Source organism: Phyllobacterium sp. SB3, from assembly GCF_040009165.1.
In the GTDB taxonomy this organism is placed as follows: Bacteria; Pseudomonadota; Alphaproteobacteria; order Rhizobiales; family Rhizobiaceae; genus Phyllobacterium.
The window spans coordinates 388,876-408,436 of sequence record NZ_JBDYKI010000002.1 but is presented as its reverse complement, the minus strand read 5'-3'; the positions used below and the strand labels follow the sequence as shown (position 1 = coordinate 408,436).

Here is a 19,561-nt window from a genome sequence, read left to right as displayed (position 1 = left end):
CCATAGTCAGAGCGACATTGGACAATTTGCCCAATCCTCCCGTAGTGTGTCACAATGATAAGGGATACGCTAGCAGTCACCGCAAATGGGCGGTCATGAACGTTTTCAATGTCTGATCGAGGAGCGCACTGGACCATGAGCGCGAAAACAGGAGCGGCTTCTTCGACGGCGCTTGAGCGGGACGCAAAGCGTCTTCATTCGCGCCACGACGACGTTAATGTCGGTGAAATTGCCATCGGCGTTATTATAGGCAGGACATCGGAATTCTTTGACTTCTTCGTCTATGCCATTGCCTCTGTGCTGGTTTTTCCCAAGCTTGTGTTTCCCTATGTCGATGCGCTGACAGGCACGGTCTATTCTTTCGGCATTTTCGCGTTGGCCTTTATCGCCCGGCCGATTGGCACGGTCATATTCATGCAGATCGACCGGACCTATGGTCGTGGTGTGAAGTTGACGATTGCTCTTTTTTTGCTCGGCAGCTCGACTGTTGCAGTGGCTTTCCTGCCCGGTTACGAACAGGTCGGTTGGGCATCTGCTGCACTTCTCGCATTGTTCCGGATCGGACAGGGGCTGGCGCTCGGCGGTGAGTGGGATGGCCTTGCATCGCTTCTCGCGCTGAACGCTCCCAAACAACGTCGCGGCTGGTATGCAATGATACCGCAGCTTGGCGCACCACTTGGACTTATGGTGGCGGCAGGGTTGTTTGCATTCTTCGTGGCTAATCTCTCTGCCGAAGACTTCCTTGGCTGGGGCTGGCGCTATCCATTCTTTGTTGCCTTCGCCATAAATGTTGTTGCGCTTTTTGCCCGGCTTCGCATGGTCGTTACGCCACAATATGCAAAGCTATATGAAAGCCGCGAATTGCAGCCGACAACCGTAGCAAACACCTTGCAGCATGAAGGTCGCCATGTGGTCGTTGGTGCTTTTGCTCCGCTTGCCAGTTTTGCGCTGTTCCACATGGTAACTGTGTTCCCTCTGTCATGGGTATTCCTGTTCACCGACCAGGGTCCGGCGCGCTTCCTGTTGATTGAAGCCTTCGGTGCCGCAGTAGGTGTCGTGGCCGTATTTGCATCAGGCACTATCGCCGACCGCGTGGGCCGCCGGAATCTTCTTGGCGGGACAGCCATAGCCATTGCTGTGTTCAGCGGCTTCGCCCCTCAATTGCTCGATGGCGGAGATATTGGCGAATTGATCTTCATGATCCTTGGCTTCACGTTGCTTGGCCTGTCTTTCGGCCAGTCGTCCGGATCAGTTGCTTCAAGGTTCTCGAAGAAATTCCGCTACACCGGATCCGCACTGACCAGCGATTTGGCATGGCTATTCGGTGCCGGGTTTGCACCCTTGGTGGCATTGCTACTCTCCAGTCATTTTGGATTGATAGCAGCTGGCGGTTATCTGCTCTCCGGTGCCGTTTGCACACTCATAGCACTTCGTTTGAACCGGCAGACAGATGCACAAGATGTTTAACCCGCGGCTGTTGCGCGAAACTATTGGCTCTTGAGTAAGAGCGCGAGTGCTGAGACGTCGCATAGAAAATCAGTACTTCAAGCCTCATTGGACAGTGAACTATACACGCGAGTGCCGTCTCGCATGTGCCCTTGAAATCGCGGTCGTATGTTTCTAAAATCGCCTACGATTTATCGCTCGCAATCTGACGATTGCAGTCGGCTTCTTGGAGACGTCAAGCTGATTTCGGCAAGGTGAGCAAGCAATCTTATGTTGCGATGACCATTATTCACCGCATGCTGGCCTGATGTAACCTTGCAACTTCTCTCAGGAAGCGATCTTGTTCTATTGCGCATTTAACAGGATCCTGCCGAAATGAAGAGTGATACCCCTGCAGTTGATCAAATAAATATGACACTCACTGAGCTACGCTCGGCATGGTTGGCCAACCGGCCGGATTACGTGCAACGTTGTGACGACTTGAAACGGTTGCGTAGCACATTGAAGGATCGCCTCGAACCTATGGTCCAGGCCATCAGTGCGGATTTTGGCCATCGCTCACGCCATGAAAGTCTGCTTGGCGAGGGTATGACGGTGTTCAGCGAAATTGACCACATGCTGTCGCACCTGAAATCATGGATGAAACCGGAAAGACGTTCCGCTGGTTGGCGTATGTGGCCTGCCAGGGCAGAGTTACGGTATGTCCCTCTCGGGGTTGTTGGCGTGATTGCTCCATGGAATTATCCAGTCAATCTTGCACTTACTCCACTGGCAACTGCCATTGCAGCGGGTAATCATGTTTATCTCAAACCTTCGGAGCATACTCCACGCACCAGCGAGTTTCTGGCATCGCTTCTTGCGGACGTCTTCCCGGCGTCTCGGGTTGCGGTTGCACTTGGTGGTTCAGAGGTCGGTAGCGCTTTTGCTGGTCTACCTTTCGACCATTTGCTCTTCACCGGCTCTACCGCCGTTGGTAAAAAGGTGATGGCAGCAGCCGCACGGAATTTAACCCCGGTAACACTAGAGTTAGGCGGGAAATCGCCTGCCGTCATTGGAGAGGGCATCTCGTTTGGCATGGCTGCCACACGTCTTGTAACAGGAAAACTTTACAATGCCGGTCAAACCTGCATTGCCCCAGATTATGCACTGGTACCACAAGCAAGAAAAGACGAATTTGTTAAAGCGGTGCGGAGGGAAGTCGCGTCGCGATACAAGCAAATTGATGCGACACCCGATTATACGCATATTGTAAATGACGGACAGTATCGACGATTAAAAGGTCTGTTGGAAGATGCAAGCGAGCGAGGTCACGAAGTGATCACGCTGGTTGAACCAAAAGATGCAGGCAATGCCGAAATTAATCGCCTACTGCCGCCGACTCTGGTGATCGACCCCACCGACGATTCCCGGATCATGCAAGAAGAAATCTTCGGTCCCATCCTTCCAATCAAAACCTATAAAACGATTGACGAAGCAATCGCTTATATCAATTCCCATGAGCGACCGCTGGCTCTTTATTGTTTCAGCAACGACAAAATCGAGACCGAGAAACTCCTGTCAAACATTGTTGCCGGGGGAGTGTGTATCAACGAAACCTTGCTTCACATAGTTTGTAACGATTTGCCATTTGGTGGTGTAGGCGCAAGCGGAATGGGACACTACCATGGGCGTGAAGGTTTCCAAACCTTCTCCAAGGCGATGCCGGTGTTGCATCAGGCTCGCATGCCGCTGAGCGACAGGCTCAAACCTCCTTATAAGGGTTTGGCTGACATGATTGTTCGACTGTTCGTGCGTTAAAACATCAGGACATTGGCAAAGCAGGCCAGTTTCTGACGATCTTACCTTTCTGATATGCTGCAATTGAGCCAAATTGCTGGAGTACGAACTCGCTTTGGGTTGGTCTAATAAATGCATAATCGCCGGAGTTGATGTTCTTGCCCGTAGGCAGGCTCGAAATCATGTGTACTGTCGAATGCTTTGGAAAGCTCGCTTTCAAAGCGTATTATCCAAACAGCACGCACCTCGGACATGTTGGTAGCGCTCGTTTCGCAATCATCTGCACGTGCTGGAATCATTGACGCAACAAACGCCTTGTCATGATTGTTTCTCGTCTAAGGATACAAGCGCGGGGTCGATGCCCTCGACCTGCTGTTCAGTGGTTGGCTGCACTTTTTTCCGGCCGGCATCTGTCGACACGGGTACCAGCCAAGTGGTGATAAAGGTTAAGACCGCAACCACGAAGACACCCCAGAATGTCCAATGAAGGGCGGAATAGAATACAGCTTGGATGGCAGGGTTTGAGGAAAGATTGATCAACCCTGCGGGTTGATTAAGCATGTCGTGCAATTGGACGGCCAGCTCGCCGCTACCGAAATACAATATACCAGCGTTCAGAATCGCGCCAAGCGCAGTTGCGCCAAGCGTATTACCGAGACTTCGAGAAAAAATGATGGATGCGGTAGCGCTACCGCGCATGGACCAATCAACACTCTCCTGAACCAGAATGATGCTGGTAAAATTGATGAGACCCATACCAAATCCCATCATGAAAGCGCCGATTCCGGCAACCACGGGACTGCTGTCGATCATGAGGAAGGGCAGAAAGGCAGCGCCGAGTGGAAACATGCAACTGCCAACGCGCAACGTGTTGCGAATTCCAAAGGTACTGAAAAAACGACCCGACAGCATGACGGCCAGCGGCCAGCCTACGATGAGCATGGTCAACGTAAATCCGGCAACCAAGGGTGACCGCCCCAGCACACCTTGTACATAGATGGGAAGCATGGTGGTCAAGCCAATGAGAGCCATTCCGGCGAGGAGAACAACGGTATTACTTGTAGCGATAAGCCTGCGGCTCCACAGTTCCAATGATATGATGGGTTCGGGAGCCCGGCGCTCCTGCAAGAAAAACAGGTAACCCGCGACGATAACCAATACAGCAAGCCCGGTGAGAACGACAAACCCTGCATTGGTCTCAGTGAGCATGATCAATAGCGAAACAATCGCGATCGAGAAGAGTACCGTTCCGAGGTAGTCGATCTTTACCTGCCTGTGTTCAATCGTTTCGTGCAGAAAAAGCACAAAGCCGATTATCGTCAAAATACCCAAGGGAATGTTGATCCAAAAAATCCAGCCCCAGGAAACGTAGTCAACGATAAGGCCACCCGCGAGGGGGCCCATTACCGCGGAAAAGGCCCAGACGGTTGCAAGACCACCTTGGACTTTCGCACGTTTTTCGAGCGTATACAGATCTCCGACGACGGTCATTGCGACAGGTGTAATTGCGCCAGCGCCAATACCCTGCAACAGACGAAAACCGATAAGCGAGGCCATCGACCATGCAAAGCCAGCAAATGTGGAAGCGATAAGGAATATGACAATTCCAACCACGAGGATGGGTTTGCGCCCAAAGGTATCGGACAATTTTCCGTAGATAATAGTAGTCGTTGATTGTGCGAGAAGAAACGCTGAAAAAACCCAACTATAATAGGTGAAGCCGCCAAGCTCCCCGACAATGTGCGGCATGGCCGTGGCAACGATCGTTGCTTCTATTGCAACCATAAATGTGGCCAGAACAATCGATACGATAACCAATGGGCGGTTCGTTTTCAAAACTCTATCGGTCATGATAATTCTTCAAAAGTTCCTCAAGAACGGATAGTTTTCACCAGCCATGCAGCCAGCGCTCGAATGCGTTCCTGATATTGATTTGCTGTCGACGAAGGGAATCCTGCTGCAGAAGCTGCGCAGGCTAGTTCAATCCCTGTAAAGGATGAATGTCAACGTCGTTTCAGCTTCATTTTAAAGCGTCACTACGATTTTGCCAAATTGCTGGTTGGACTCCAGAAAGTGATGTGCTTCGATGATGTCGTCAAATGAAAACGTTTTGGCGATGACCGGTTGCAAATCGCCGGATGCCAATCCAGCCAGGATAAATGTCTTGGCAGCATCCAGTCTTTCTTGATCTTTGATGACCTCGTGGACGAGATAGCCGCGCAACGTTAGTCTCTTGCTCAGGACATGGGACAGTGGAAAGGGCGTTGGTTCCGGGCTTAATCCACCATATTCGATAAGAATGCCCGCCTCTGACATAGCTGCTGTCAGCGGTTCGAATATTGGCCCTCCGACCGCATCGAACACTACCCTTACACCTTCTGGTCTTGCAATCTCTTTAAGGCGAACCTCCAAATCCTCTTCTTCCGAGGCAATGACATAGCTTGCGCCATGCTCAAGCAAAGCATGCGTTTTTCCGGATGTACGCGTGACTGCAATTGAGGTAGCGCCCACCATGTTTGCAATCTGAATCGCTGCAAGGCCAACACTGCTGGATGCGGCAGTAATGCCTACGAAGTCACCCTTACGTAGCTTGGCAACATCGATCAAAGCACCATAGGCAGTAAGATATTGCATCCAAAGCGCAGCAGCCTCTACCCATCCAAGTGATGGCGGGTGTTTGACAAGCAATCTTGCAGGAAAGGTTGCAACTTCCCCGTAAGCGGGCCAGCGAACCATCGAAACAGGCGGAACAACGCTGACGACATCACCGGGCGCGAAGCCATCCACGCCTTCGCCTATCATGTCCACAATGCCAGCTGCCTCCAGCCCTAATCCTGAGGGCAATGGTGGGGTCTCAATATATTTCCCTGTGCGTAGCAGAGCTTCAGCGCGATTAAGCCCCAGCGCCTTAACGCGAATGCGTACTTCGCCTTCGCCCGGTGCGGGAAAATCTACGTTCTCAATACGAAGAACGTCGGGACCACCAAATTCATGAAAACGGACTACACGAACCATCAAGCTAAACTCCAAATTATTTGAACTGAATAGGGTATAAAAGCCGTTAGATCGGTGATAAATATGCTAAGAAATAATGCAGTAGAAACTAAGAGTTTTGAATATGGATCGCCTTCTGAGCATGACGGTGTTTGTCAAATCGGTAGATTTAGGCTCTTTTGCCGCTGCGGCGGATGAATTGGGCCTATCAGGTCCAATGGTGGGCAAACATATCCGTTTTCTGGAAGAACGGCTCGGCTTACGCCTTCTCAACCGTACCACCCGCCGCCAGAGCCTAACGGATTTCGGACATGCTTATTATGAAAGCTGCCGCACGGTTCTTGCCGAAGTGGATGCAACGGATGCTCTTGCCGCAGATCAGCTCGTCGAACCTCGCGGGAAATTGCGGGTCACAATGCCAGTGCATTTTGGCCGTCGCTGTGTAACCCCTGTCTTGCTGGAACTTGCGCAAAAGTATCCCACATTGGAACTGGATTTATCCTATAGCGATGGCTTCTCCGATCTGGCGGAAAACGGTTTTGATCTGGCAATCAGAACTGGTGATCCTGAAGATAAGGCAGGTATCATCGCACGCCGTGTCGCGCGTCAACATATGATCGTTTGCGCTTCGCCGTCATACCTTGAAAGGCATGGCAGGCCCGAACATGTACAGGATATTGGTCGACATCAGGGCATCATCTATCGCCGGTCCGGTGGAATACGGCCATGGTTGTTTCCGGGCGGTCAAACGGTGATACCGATCAACCGCATACGTCTTGACGATCTCGATGCCATTGCTGATGCCGCAACCAGCGGGATGGGGTTGGCCTGGCTTCCAAGCTGGTTGGTGCGGGGACGTCTTCAAGAGGGCGTGCTTGTTCAATTACTATCCGATCAGCCCGGTTTACCTTACGACTGCTATGCGATGTGGTTGCAAACGCCTCACTTGTCGTTAAAAGTGCGAATTGCTGTGGATGCGTTGGCTACTGCGCTTCCAAAGATGATGTAGTCCTTTCATTAGCTATTCAGGATGTTTGTGATTCGCTGTGCGGATATGCCCGATATCCACAGTCACGATAATCTCACGCACAGGATTTGCGACTTTAAGCGAACTAGCTGTTGACGCAATTTTAACCTCGTCTACTATATATAGTGTTCAAGGTTCTTCCGATTCGTGAGGATGGGAAGCTAAGACGGGAATACGGTGAGGGGCACTCTCTAAGAGTGCTGCAATGCCGGAGCTGCCCCCGCAACTGTAAGCGGCTAGCTCTTGTTCGATAATGTCACTGGAGCTGAAGAGCCTCGGGAAGACAAGAATGAGCGCGATGATCCGCAAGCCAGGAGACCTGCCTTGATCTAACGATTCCACCGGCGGGGCGCCGGGATGGTCGCGAACATGATGTCGGTGATTAGCCTACACGTGCCGCTTCCCCCAGAACCTCTCCACAAACAGGCGACGGGTAAGATCCATGAGCAATCTTTTCAGTGTATTGAGCGAGATTAGTCCGCCTGAAGCCATCTACGGTTTGACATTTTCAAACGAATTTTTCTGACCAATTAGTCCGGCGATGCGCTTGCCGGAGCCTGTTCCCATGACTGCAAACCATACGAGGAAATCATGAGCATTATCGTTTACAGCAAGCCGGCCTGCGTTCAGTGCACCGCAACCACTCGCGCCTTGGATCGTCACGGTGTTGAGTATGACGTTATCGATGTTTCAAGTGATCCGGATGCCTTCGAACTGGTTCAAAGCCTTGGTTATCGTCAGGTGCCGGTTGTGATTGCTGGTGAACAGCATTGGGCTGGTTTCCGCCCGGATATGATCAGTACACTCGCTTAGCAAGGATAAGGGATTATGGGTGGGATCGTTTACTTTTCCAGCAGATCGGAAAATACCCACCGTTTCGTCTCCAAGCTGGGCTTCGCCTCGCAGCGCATACCAGTTAGTGCCCGCGAAGAGCTGCAAGTAAATTCCCCCTATATTCTGATCGTGCCGACCTATAGCGGCGACGGCGGCAAGGGTGCCGTTCCAAAACAGGTAATTCGCTTCCTTAATGAAGCGGGAAACCGTTCACACCTCCGCGGCGTCATCGCCGCGGGTAACAGCAACTTCGGAGAGACCTTCGGGATCGCCGGCGACATCATCTCCGCTAAATGCCAGGTACCTTATCTTTATAGGTTCGAGCTTATCGGCACGGAGCAGGATGTCGCTAACGTTAAACATGGATTGGAACGATTTTGGACACCCTCACTCTCGAACGGCCAGTGAAAGCCGCCGAAACAGTACTGGACTATCACGCGCTCAACGCAATGTTGAACCTCTATGATGAGGAGGGAAAGATCCAGTTGGATCAGGATCGCATGGCGGCGAAGCAGTACTTCCTGCAGCATGTGAACCAGAACACGGTGTTCTTCCACAATCTGCGGGAGAAGCTCGATTATCTGGTGACCGAAGGCTATTACGAGCGCGAGATTCTTGATCAGTATTCTTTCAATTACGTGCGCGACCTGTTCGATTATGCCTACGAAAAGAAATTCCGGTTCCCGACTTTTCTGGGCGCTTTCAAATATTATACCAGCTACACACTGAAGACTTTTGACGGGAAACGCTATCTTGAGCGTTACGAAGACCGCATCTGCATGGTGGCGCTGACGCTGGCGCAAGGCAATGAGGCTCTGGCGCGCGATATGGTTGACGAGATCATTTCCGGACGCTTCCAGCCGGCGACACCAACGTTCCTCAATGCAGGCAAAAAGCAGCGCGGTGAACTCGTTTCATGCTTCCTGCTCAGGGTTGAGGACAACATGGAATCGATTGCGCGGGGCATCAACTCAGCGTTGCAGCTCTCCAAGCGCGGAGGCGGTGTGGCCTTGTCGCTTACCAATATCCGTGAAGCCGGAGCACCGATCAAGCAGATTGAAAACCAATCATCGGGCATCATTCCAGTCATGAAACTGCTGGAAGACAGCTTCTCCTATGCCAACCAGCTTGGCGCTCGGCAAGGTGCTGGTGCCGTCTATCTGAATGCACATCATCCCGATATCATGCGTTTTCTTGATACCAAGCGTGAAAATGCAGATGAGAAGATTCGTATTAAGACATTGTCGCTTGGTGTTGTGGTGCCGGACATCACGTTCGAGTTGGCGAAAAACAATGAAGATATGTATCTGTTCTCGCCCTATGACGTAGAACGCGTTTATGGAATTGCCTTTACTGAAATATCGGTGACCGAAAAGTACCGTGAGATGGTGGCGGATTCGCGTATCCGCAAGAAGAAGATCAAGGCTCGCGACTTCTTCCAGGTTCTGGCCGAGATACAGTTCGAGAGTGGTTATCCCTACATCATGTTTGAAGACACGGTGAACCGCGCCAACCCGATTGCGGGACGCATCACCATGAGCAATTTATGCTCCGAAATCCTTCAGGTCAGTGAGGCCAGCGAGTATAATGCCGACCTGTCCTACAATCACATGGGGAAAGATATCTCCTGCAATCTCGGTTCGCTGAACATCGCCGCAGCGATGGATTCTTCCGATTTTGGCAAGACCATTGAGACAGCAATACGTTCGCTCAGCGCTGTCTCGGACATGAGCCATATCTCTTCAGTGCCTTCGGTCGAGAAGGGTAACGATGACAGCCATGCTATCGGCCTTGGCCAGATGAACCTGCACGGGTATCTCGCGCGGGAACGTATCTATTACGGCTCCGAAGAGGGTATCGATTTTACCAACATCTATTTTTATACCGTGACGTATCATGCCGTCCACGCATCAAATCGGTTGGCTGTCGAACGAGGTCAGAGCTTCAAAGGCTTTGAGAATTCGAAGTACGCATCTGGTGAATACTTCGACAAATATACGGAACAGGAATGGCTGCCAGCCACGGAGCGTGTGCGGGAGCTGTTTGAAACAGCCGGTATAGCAATTCCAACGCAAGAAGATTGGGTGGCCCTCAAGCAGGCAGTGATGACATCGGGTCTTTACAACCAGAATCTGCAGGCGGTTCCGCCGACAGGATCAATCTCCTATATCAACCACTCGACTTCTTCGATCCACCCGATCGTTTCCAAGATCGAAATCCGCAAGGAAGGCAAGATTGGCCGCGTTTATTACCCGGCTGCATTCCTGACCAATGATAATCTCGACTACTATCAGGATGCTTATGAGATCGGCCCGGAGAAGATAATCGACACCTACGCCGCAGCTACGCAGCACGTGGATCAAGGCCTATCGCTTACATTGTTCTTCCGCGACACCGCGACAACGCGCGATATCAACAAGGCGCAAATCTACGCTTGGAAGAAGGGCATCAAGACAATCTACTACATCCGCCTTCGCCAAATGGCCCTTTCCGGCACGGAAGTGCAGGGCTGCGTATCCTGCACGCTTTGATTAGAGAAAACAAATGAACATCCAAGTCAAAAATAAGACTCTGAAGCTTCCCGCGCCGGTGCGTGCCATCAATTGGAACCGCATTGAGGATGACAAGGATCTGGAGGTCTGGAACCGGCTGACTGGTAATTTCTGGTTGCCCGAAAAGGTGCCGCTATCGAATGATATTCCGTCATGGGCGGCACTGAAACCTGAAGAGCAGCAGCTTACTATTCGTGTTTTCACGGGACTGACACTGCTCGATACGATTCAGACAAGTATCGGCGCTCCAAAGCTGATGGAAGATTCGATCACTCCGCATGAGGAAGCGGTTTATTCCAATATCTCCTTCATGGAGGCCGTACATGCTCGATCGTACTCATCGATTTTCTCGACATTGTGCTCGACGCCCGATGTGGACGATGCCTATCGCTGGTCGGAGGAGAACGAGCATCTGCAGAAAAAGTCAGCGCTGATCCTTGAACAGTACCGAAATCCTGATCCGCTCAAGCGCAAGATCGCCAGCGTGTTTCTTGAAAGCTTCCTGTTCTATTCCGGGTTCTATCTGCCGATGTTCTGGTCAAGTCGCGCCAAGCTGACCAATACAGCTGACATGATCCGCCTTATCATCCGCGACGAGGCCGTGCATGGTTATTACATTGGCTACAAGTTCCAGCGAGGTCTGGAGCGTCTCAGTGAAGAACGTCGCAGTGAGATCAAGGATTTTGCCTTCGACCTCCTGCTTGAGCTTTATGACAATGAAGCGAAATACACCGAGACACTTTATGATGGTGTCAACCTGACCGAGGACGTGAAGAAGTTTCTTCACTACAATGCCAACAAGGCATTGATGAACCTCGGTTACGAAGCGCTGTTTCCTGCTGAAGCCTGCAAGGTAAATCCGGCGATCCTGTCGGCCCTGTCTCCGAACGCTGACGAAAACCATGACTTCTTTTCAGGTTCCGGCTCCTCCTATGTTATCGGCAAAGCGATTGCCACAGAGGATGAAGATTGGGATTTTTAGAATCGCGCAGACCAAATTATCAATGGCGTGACGCCAAGACGGTGTGCGAAGATGATCCAAGAGAGGAGCCGCCGAAAATCGACGGCTCCCATTATTTTAAACGGCCAAAGCTCGCAGTTCTTTTGCTGCTGAAACCATATTAACAAGCGCTGGGCGTACTTCTTCCCACTTGCGGGTTTTTAGGCCACAATCTGGATTGACCCAAAGCTGTCCGTCGGTCAGCCGCTTGCGTGCCAGCGCCAAGAGTTCGGTCATCTCAGCAACTTCCGGCACTCGCGGTGAATGGATGTCGTAAACGCCAGGCCCGATCTCGTTCGGATATTTGTAGGTTTTGAAGGCGTCCAGAAGTTCCATCTTCGAGCGTGAGGTTTCGATGGAAATCACGTCTGCGTCCATTGCAGCGATGGCGTCGATGATATCGTTGAACTCGGAGTAACACATATGGGTGTGGATCTGCGTTTCATCGGCGACACCAGTTGAGCACAAGCGGAAGCTTTCCACGGCCCAATCGAGATAGGTTTTCCAGTCAGCTTTGCGAAGCGGCAGGCCTTCTCTAAGCGCCGCTTCATCAATCTGGATCATTGCCGCGCCAGCCTTTTCCAGGTCAGTGACTTCGTCACGGATAGCGAGCGCGATCTGACGGCATGTTGCGGAGCGAGGAAGATCATCGCGGACAAAGGACCAGTTGAGGATTGTCACCGGGCCCGTAAGCATGCCTTTGACGGGCTTGTCTGTCAGGGACTGCGCATATTTCCACCAACCCACTGTCATCGGGCGTGGGCGGGAGACGTCACCGAAGATGATGGGTGGACGCACATAGCGGGAACCATAGCTTTGCACCCAGGCGTGTTGAGTGAAGGCAAATCCTGAGAGTTGTTCACCGAAATATTGAACCATGTCATTGCGCTCGAATTCGCCGTGAACAAGCACATCAAGGCCGATCTCTTCCTGCCAGCGGATGGCAGCTTCGGTCTCCTGTCGAAGAAAACCTTCATACTCAATATAAGTGATCTCACCCTTGGCATGTGATGAGCGAGCCTTGCGGACTTCCGGCGTCTGCGGGAAAGAACCGATGGTTGTGGTCGGGAATGCCGGTAGGCCCAGCTTGTCGCCCTGAAGTTTTTGGCGTTGCCAGAACAAGCTTTTGCGCTTTTTCAGGGCGTCACCGATCCCCGCGATGCGGCCTTCAACCAGCGGATCATGAACCTTGGGCGATGCACGGCGCGATGCGATGGCATCTGTCGCTGTTTTTAACTCGGTTGCAACAGCGCCTTTTCCTTCGGATAAAGCGCGGCCAAGGATGGAGAGTTCATCCATTTTCTGCGTGGAAAATGCAAGCCAGCTTTTCAGGTCGCTCTCAAGTTTTGTTTCCAGTTCCAGATCTATCGGCACATGCAGGAGCGAACAGGAGGGGGCGATTTCTACAAGATGCGCGCCGCGTTCCGTAACGAGTTTTTCCACACGATCTACTATAGCGCTGAGATCTGAACGCCAGATGTTTCGGCCGTCAATAACGCCGAGTGACAGTACCTGATCCTTTCTCGCCTTGGCGACAATATCGCCGAGCTGTTCAGGAGCACGCACCAAATCGATGTGCAAACCATGTACCGGCAAAGCAACAGCCGTATCCAGGTTATCAGCGAGTGCACCGAAGTAGGTGGCCAGCAGGATTTTCAGTTCAGGGGCAGCTGCGGTCAGTTTGTCGTAGGCGAACTTGAATGCGTAACGCTCGTTCGGGACCAGATCGAGTACCAGAGCAGGCTCATCGATTTGTACCCAATCAGCGCCTGCATGTGCCAATTTACGCAGGAGTTCTTCATAGACAGGCAGAAGCTTCTGAAGCAGCGCAATAGGATCGAAGCCTTCTTCATGGGACTTGGCTAGCTTGAGGAACGTGACTGGGCCAAGAATGACTGGACGTGTTTGAATGCCCAAGGCCTTAGCTTCGAGGAAATGATCAATAACCTTCGTCGAGGACAGGACGAATGTTTGATCGTCGGCGAGTTCCGGCACCATATAGTGATAGTTGGTGTCGAACCATTTGGTCATTTCCAAAGCTGTGACACCATGCCCGTGATCATGCTCGTGGCCCGCATGACCACAATCATTTGCAGCATGTCCCTGGCTGCCGCGAGCCATTGCAAAGTAAGTCTCCAAAGATACCTCTCCGCCTTTCCAACCATAGGCGGCGGGGATCGCACCGACCATGATGGCGGTATCGAGGACGTGGTCGTATAGCGAGAAATCGTTTGATGGAATCCTGGTGATTCCGCGATCGCGTTGTTCGGTCCAACTGGCAGCGCGCAGCTCTTTTGCAGTGGCAAGAAGCTCAGTTGCGGAAGATTTGCCGGACCAATACGATTCAAGAGCAAACTTTAGCTCTCGTCGCCGGCCGATGCGCGGCACACCGAGAGTGGCGATAGCAATTTTAGATTCAGACATAACTTTAACCCCGACATAAGTTAGGGGCGTGGGCAAGCGGACGCGTGCAGGGATAGACCGCTCGACTACGGTCATTTGCTGCGACACACCGGGACACCCCGCCCGTGGACGTTCTTTTGTCTTGGCAGGTCTCCTGGCTCGCGGGTCGTCGCCTTTGCCCGTCTTCCCAAGGCTTTCGCCCCAGTGACACTAATGGACAACAGCTCGCCGCTTACAGTTGCGGGGGCAGCTCCGGCATTGCGTAATCACGCGCACCGGCTTCCCTCTTAGCCCTGGCGAACCTTGAAGGCGCCCAGAGAACCATGACCTCGCTAATTTCGGACAAGAGAACGCCGTTGTCAAGACGATATAAAGAAATGTTTATATCCTTACGTGTTTCCAGCGGGTGGTGAAGTCTCTTATGGGTGTTTTTAAATAAGGTCGATCAGATATGATCTGCAGATCATGTGAAGTTATGTTCATTTTTTTATGCCGACCTAATTAATTTGGTTTATGACTCTAGTTTTCCATGGAGATGTACGATGAGTTTGCGCAGGTTGTTTGTTTTCCTAACCTTGTTGGTCTTGTCTGTCTCAAGCGCTGGAGCGGGCTCTCTGCCAAAGCCTACTGGTAAGCCGATATTGGTAGTATCGGGGAATATTACCAATAAAAACAATGAATCGAGTGCGGAATTCGATCGGGCTATGCTGGAAGGAATCGGTCTGCAGACTATTGAAACGACAACCCCCTGGTACGAGTCGCGGATGCGCTTCGAAGGTGTTCCATTTGATAAACTCATGGAACTATTAGGAGCTACGGGCACCAAAGTTACAGCCGTAGCTTTGAACGATTATGTAACAACCATTCCCATGGAAGATTTCAAGAAGTTCAAAGTCGTGCTCGCAATGAAGCGCAATGGCAATTATATGCCTGTCCGGGACAAGGGACCATTATTTATTGTTTATCCCTACGACAGTGATCCACAACTCCAGACACAAACATATTACACCCGCTCTGCGTGGCAGGTTGCCAAGCTGATAGTCGAGTAAAGCAAACGTGAGACGGATTCTCGGGATTATCATCTGCTGCTTTATGTTAGCGACGGGCTACATATCGTACGATATCGCTGAGCGCCAAACCGCCTTACAGAAATTCGCGCGTTACAATGACTCTTGGGCAGTTGGTCAAACAGTGTCCGAGTATATGAGACTAGAACATCGTTTGGCTGCTTATACACTCGGCTTGGAAGGCGTTGATCGCGATGAGGTTCGCCTGCGCCTTGACATTATGCTGGGTCGCCTGGAGTTGCTCCAGCAGGGTAATCTCGAAGAGTTTATCCAACGGGATATTCAACGGAGTGAACTCATCGTAAAACTTCGTAATGTCCTGGAGACCTTGGATCAGCGGTTCGACGCGCTGGATACGAATGGACTCAAGGCAACGCTCCGGTCAATGGCAGCCCTGGATGGATCAATGACGGCCCTGGCGTCTGCTTCGGTCGAATTCGACGTTGCATTGATCGCGACCGCTCAAGCAGAATTGCAACAGCTCCATCTCATTTATACTGGGCTTACTGGCGGGCTGATATTTTGTGGAATGGGACTGGTAGTCTTGCTGCTTCGTCACAACAACTTGTTGGATAGTGCGCACCGCAAGACGCAACGATTGACGGATGAACTCCGTCAAACATCAAAGGAATTGCAAACTCAGAACAATCGGTTGGAGCATGTCGCCCACCATGATGCCCTTACCGGTCTGCCGAATCGTATTCTGTTCCGGCAGGACCTGGAAGCGAGATTGAAGTCCGCAAGGGCAGGGGGACCATCAGCCGTTATCCTTCTTCTCGATCTGGATGGGTTCAAGGATGTGAACGACACGCTGGGTCATGATGTAGGGGATCGCCTCCTTCAAGCTGTTGCAAACAGGCTCACACAGGCAGGCCATAATGGCAGCCTTATCTGTCGATTGGGCGGTGATGAGTTTGCTGTTCTGACCGCTGGTTTGGCCGCCAAACAGGCTTTCGATTTCGCTCACCGATTAATGAATGAGGTCAGTTTTCCTTACCATGTAAACGGGCGTGAAATTAAGATTGGTACATGCATCGGCGTTGCCATATCGGAAATGGAACCAGACACAGAAGAGCTCTTCAAGCACGCTGATCTCGCCCTCTATGAGGCCAAGGCCCTTGGCCCCGGACATGCCTGCGTTTTTCAGTCGCAAATGCAAACCAATTTGATCCTTAAAAAATCATTTGAGACGGATCTTCTTCAAGCGCTGAAAAACGGCGAAATGGAAGTATTCTATCAGCCTCAAGCCAGCACATCGACGCGCGAGATATGTGGTTATGAAGCCCTTTTGCGTTGGTTCCATCCGACACGCGGACAAGTACCCCCTTCGGAATTTGTTCCGGTTGCAGAGCGAATCGGGTTTATCCACGAGCTGGGGGAATGGGTGCTTAGGACCGCATGCATAGATGCCGCAAGTTGGCCAAAATCACTTAAAGTGGCAGTCAATCTTTCTTCTGTGCAGTTCCGAAGTCGCGACCTTATCAAGAGTGTTGTTGCCATTCTCGCTCAGAGCGGACTGAGCCCAGACCGGCTTGAACTTGAAATTACCGAATCCGTCCTATTGGACAAGGATGAACAGACGTTGGAGACTTTGATCCAACTAAAAGCTGTTGGCATTCAAATAGCAATGGACGATTTTGGGACGGGGTATTCATCGCTCGGTAGTCTTCAGGGATTTCCTTTCGACAAGATAAAAATTGACCGCTCTTTCATTCGCGATGTGACTTCTCGTGAAGATGCCTATGCCATTGTCAAACTCGTAACAGGGGTGGGGCGCAGCCTTGGAATGACAACAATAGCTGAAGGTATAGAGACCGAAGAGCAATTTGAACGTATAAGACAGGTTGGTTGTGAGCAGGTGCAAGGCTACTTGATTGGAATGCCACTACCGGCGAGCGAGTTGGAGCACAATCGGCAGGGAAACAATCCGATTGATTTTATCAATAGCAGTGCATCCTGATTATTGGTTGTTCTTCCCAACGCAGAATATTTACAAGGTATATTTGATTAATCTGACATCTGGAGAGTGCCAATCTTGCCCATTGATCTGGACAACTTCGCGCTCCTGGGAATAGCTCCTTGAGAAGCAAAATGATCAATGGAGTCTGGGTTTGTTTACTGTACATGGAATTAAAATACCTCTTACCCCGAAAGAGGTATCGCCTACTATCTGGCGAGCCCTTGCCAGCGGGAGTTATGAAGCGAAAGAGGCGCGTTGGATTTTCAAGGCAATCAAAAGAAATGATCGTGTTCTGGAGTTAGGGACTGGCCTCGGAGTAATTACATCGCTTATCGCCAGAATTCAGGATGTCCGCGTATGGTCGTTCGAGGCAAATCCGTTAACTGCAACCCTCGCACAGCGTGTAGTTGAGGCCAATGAACTTCGCAATGTAGTTTTAAGCCAAGGGATACTTGCCGCAGGCGAGCCACGCACCTTTAAATTCTACATTCGTCAAGATCTTTGGATGTCTTCAATGGACCGTGATCAGGGCCCGTATGAAGAAGAGATATTGCTGAGATCGACGAACATTGATGATTTCATCGTTGAGCAAAACATCAATGTTCTTGTCATGGACATTGAGGGAGCTGAACGGGAACTTGTTCAGGGGGCTGCACTTCCTGGTGTCGAGCGTGTTTTTCTGGAGCTTCATGATCATCTCTATGGGCTGCCGGGTGTCCGCGACATTACATTGGCTCTGGCAGACAAGGGTTACGCATATGATCCACGTGGTTCGTATGGACCATGCGTCCTTTTCTCGAGAGAGAGCGGTGCGCGAGAGTACGAACCTGAGGTGTTCAATGCAGTGTCTTAGTCCAAGTATTTATTGTTAGGCTGGAACAAGCAAGCCTTTGTAGATGCCTGTTTACAAAGGCTCGCTTCTGAACAGAACCTACCAATGTGGGTTTGTGGGTTCTATTTCAAATGTTGCAACCAAGTAGAAATGTCGCGTGTTCTGCAAAGTAGAAATGTCATCCTGACAGGCGCCGAGGCGCGTCGCCGGGCAGGGCGGAGACCTTACTATCGCAGCCCGGAGCGGCGGCGTTTGATGGAGCGCCAGAGGCCCGTTCAGCGGCTTGTCGCTCGACCATCTGATCGACCCAGCCCTTTCGTCCGGGCGGTTTGCGTCCACGTTTTTGATAGCCGATAACCTCGCTGTTGGTCTTCACTCTTGGCGGCGGCAGCTGATCCTGCCGTTCCCTGATGAAGGCCAGCACATCGTTCAACCGCTTGCTTTCGGTAATGGCCGCATGGGTCACGCGCTGCTCCTTGTCGAAGATCGTGTGGGGCAGGGTCATTCCTTTCCAGCGGACGTCGAAACGGCCGTCGGCAAAGGCATAGACGTCGACATATTTGCCGACGAGCCCACGGCTGACCCCATTCGCCTCCAGGATCACCCGCTGCCGCTCGTAGGAAAAAGCCAGTTGCCGCCCGACATAACGCTGTTCACGTTTGCACAGCACATCGCGCAGCCGGTGAACGTCGATGTTCAGGGGACGATGCAGATCGTCGGCTCGGGCAGGTGATGTGGCAAATCTGGCATTGTAACGCTCGGTAAAACCGTCAAGAAACCGGTTGCCGGCCGCCATGTCCGAGATCCCCGCCAGCCGCAGCTCCTTGACCAAACGATCCTGCAGCGTGCGGTTCGCCCGTTCGACCCGGCCTTTGGCCTGGCTCGAATTGGCGCAGAGAATCTCGATGCTGAGTTCAGACAGCGCCCGGCCGAATTGCGTCATGCCCTGACCACCCTCTGGATCTTTCTTCGCCACCCGGAACACCGAATGCTTGTCGGAATAAAACGCAACAGGCCGGCCATGACGGGTCAAATACTGTTCGAGTGCATCGAAATAGCTGAACGCGCTTTCCGAGGCGACGAACAGCAGTTGCTGCAGGCGGCTGGTGGCATCGTCGATGAACACCAGCAGCGTGCACGGCGGACCGCGGTCCTCGAACCAGCGATGCTCGCTGCCGTCGATCTGGATCAGCTCGCCATAACACTCGCGCCGCAGCCGCGGCGGATGGAACTGCAGACGACGCTTCTTGCGTGATGACCAGATGCCGGCGTCCGTCATCCACTGGCGCAGCGTCTCGCGCGAAACCGTAAATCCGTGCTCAGCCAGCTTCTCGGCGGCCAGCGTCGGGCCAAAGTCCGCGTAGCGTTCGCGCACCAGCTGCAGCGCCAGTTCACGCACGCCGTCATGGATGCGGTTGTTCGACCGGCGGCCACGGCTGCGATGACGCAGCGCAGGCGCACCTTCGACACAGAATGTCCGAACGATCCTTTGCACCTGGCGAACACTCAGCGACAGCACAATCGCCGCCGAGGCAAGTGTGCGGCGACGCTCAACAACTTCCGACAAAACTTCAATGCGATGCAGCTCGCGCTCGCTCATTAAAATCCATCCCAAAATCTGCTTCCCGAATCTCGTTGCGATGAACGAGAAGGTGACACAGCGACATTTC

General features: G+C 52.0%; 14 protein-coding genes and 2 riboswitches. Of the genes, 10 read left to right on the top strand and 4 right to left on the bottom strand.

Features of this window, described 5'->3' with window-relative positions:
- Positions 1 to 135 precede the first annotated feature (135 nt).
- Positions 136 to 1,467, top strand: a complete 1,332-nt coding sequence (locus tag ABKW30_RS08410) for an MFS transporter (RefSeq protein ID WP_348598272.1) — start codon at positions 136 to 138, stop codon at positions 1,465 to 1,467.
- 354 nt (positions 1,468 to 1,821) lie between these two features.
- Positions 1,822 to 3,243, top strand: coding sequence for a coniferyl aldehyde dehydrogenase (locus ABKW30_RS08405; RefSeq protein WP_348598271.1), 1,422 nt, complete (start codon positions 1,822 to 1,824; stop codon positions 3,241 to 3,243).
- A 297-nt stretch (positions 3,244 to 3,540) separates the two neighbouring features.
- On the opposite strand, the gene ABKW30_RS08400 is transcribed toward ABKW30_RS08405, so the two are convergent.
- Both ABKW30_RS08400 and ABKW30_RS08395 read right to left on the bottom strand, forming a co-directional pair.
- Positions 3,541 to 5,073 (bottom strand): MDR family MFS transporter, encoded by a 1,533-nt coding sequence (locus ABKW30_RS08400; RefSeq protein WP_348598269.1) that lies wholly within the window; start codon positions 5,071 to 5,073, stop codon positions 3,541 to 3,543.
- A 174-nt stretch (positions 5,074 to 5,247) separates the two neighbouring features.
- Entirely contained in the window at positions 5,248 to 6,237 is a 990-nt protein-coding gene (locus ABKW30_RS08395; protein ID WP_348598267.1) for a zinc-dependent alcohol dehydrogenase family protein, read from the bottom strand.
- Between the two features lie 103 nt (positions 6,238 to 6,340).
- Between ABKW30_RS08395 and ABKW30_RS08390 the strand changes: the two genes are divergently transcribed.
- The 5 genes from ABKW30_RS08390 (at position 6,341) to nrdF (ending at position 11,611) form a co-directional block, all read left to right on the top strand.
- The gene (locus tag ABKW30_RS08390) at positions 6,341 to 7,225 is read left to right on the top strand and encodes a LysR family transcriptional regulator (protein ID WP_348598265.1); all 885 of its coding nucleotides are present in this window, start codon (positions 6,341 to 6,343) and stop codon (positions 7,223 to 7,225) included.
- 133 nt (positions 7,226 to 7,358) lie between these two features.
- Positions 7,359 to 7,585, top strand: a riboswitch (cobalamin riboswitch).
- Between the two features lie 249 nt (positions 7,586 to 7,834).
- Positions 7,835 to 8,056 (top strand): glutaredoxin-like protein NrdH, encoded by a 222-nt coding sequence (nrdH, locus tag ABKW30_RS08385; protein WP_348598263.1) that lies wholly within the window; start codon positions 7,835 to 7,837, stop codon positions 8,054 to 8,056.
- Between the two features lie 15 nt (positions 8,057 to 8,071).
- Positions 8,072 to 8,485: a class Ib ribonucleoside-diphosphate reductase assembly flavoprotein NrdI gene (nrdI, locus tag ABKW30_RS08380; RefSeq protein WP_348598261.1), complete on the top strand. Its 414-nt coding sequence runs from the start codon at positions 8,072 to 8,074 to the stop codon at positions 8,483 to 8,485.
- Entirely contained in the window at positions 8,455 to 10,608 is a 2,154-nt protein-coding gene (gene nrdE, locus ABKW30_RS08375; RefSeq protein WP_348598259.1) for a class 1b ribonucleoside-diphosphate reductase subunit alpha, read from the top strand. Before nrdI ends, nrdE begins: the two co-directional genes overlap by 31 nt.
- A 13-nt stretch (positions 10,609 to 10,621) precedes the next feature.
- Positions 10,622 to 11,611 (top strand): class 1b ribonucleoside-diphosphate reductase subunit beta, encoded by a 990-nt coding sequence (gene nrdF / locus ABKW30_RS08370; RefSeq protein WP_348598256.1) that lies wholly within the window; start codon positions 10,622 to 10,624, stop codon positions 11,609 to 11,611.
- 96 nt (positions 11,612 to 11,707) lie between these two features.
- On the opposite strand, the gene metE is transcribed toward nrdF, so the two are convergent.
- On the bottom strand, positions 11,708 to 14,032 hold the full coding sequence (metE, locus tag ABKW30_RS08365) for a 5-methyltetrahydropteroyltriglutamate--homocysteine S-methyltransferase (protein WP_348598987.1): 2,325 nt from the start codon (positions 14,030 to 14,032) through the stop codon (positions 11,708 to 11,710).
- A gap of 126 nt (positions 14,033 to 14,158) precedes the next feature.
- A riboswitch (cobalamin riboswitch) is annotated at positions 14,159 to 14,373 on the bottom strand.
- Positions 14,374 to 14,574: 201 nt separating this feature from the next.
- Between metE and ABKW30_RS08360 the strand changes: the two genes are divergently transcribed.
- The 3 genes from ABKW30_RS08360 (at position 14,575) to ABKW30_RS08350 (ending at position 17,912) form a co-directional block, all read left to right on the top strand.
- Positions 14,575 to 15,081, top strand: a complete 507-nt coding sequence (locus tag ABKW30_RS08360) for a molybdopterin-dependent oxidoreductase (protein WP_348598254.1) — start codon at positions 14,575 to 14,577, stop codon at positions 15,079 to 15,081.
- Between the two features lie 7 nt (positions 15,082 to 15,088).
- Positions 15,089 to 17,059, top strand: coding sequence for an EAL domain-containing protein (locus ABKW30_RS08355; protein WP_348598250.1), 1,971 nt, complete (start codon positions 15,089 to 15,091; stop codon positions 17,057 to 17,059).
- Between the two features lie 145 nt (positions 17,060 to 17,204).
- A complete protein-coding gene (locus ABKW30_RS08350; RefSeq protein WP_348598986.1) occupies positions 17,205 to 17,912 on the top strand; it encodes an FkbM family methyltransferase in 708 nt (235 codons plus the stop codon).
- A 157-nt stretch (positions 17,913 to 18,069) separates the two neighbouring features.
- On the opposite strand, the gene ABKW30_RS08345 is transcribed toward ABKW30_RS08350, so the two are convergent.
- Positions 18,070 to 19,506: an ISNCY family transposase gene (locus ABKW30_RS08345; RefSeq protein ID WP_348598248.1), complete on the bottom strand. Its 1,437-nt coding sequence runs from the start codon at positions 19,504 to 19,506 to the stop codon at positions 18,070 to 18,072.
- Positions 19,507 to 19,561: the final 55 nt, after the last annotated feature.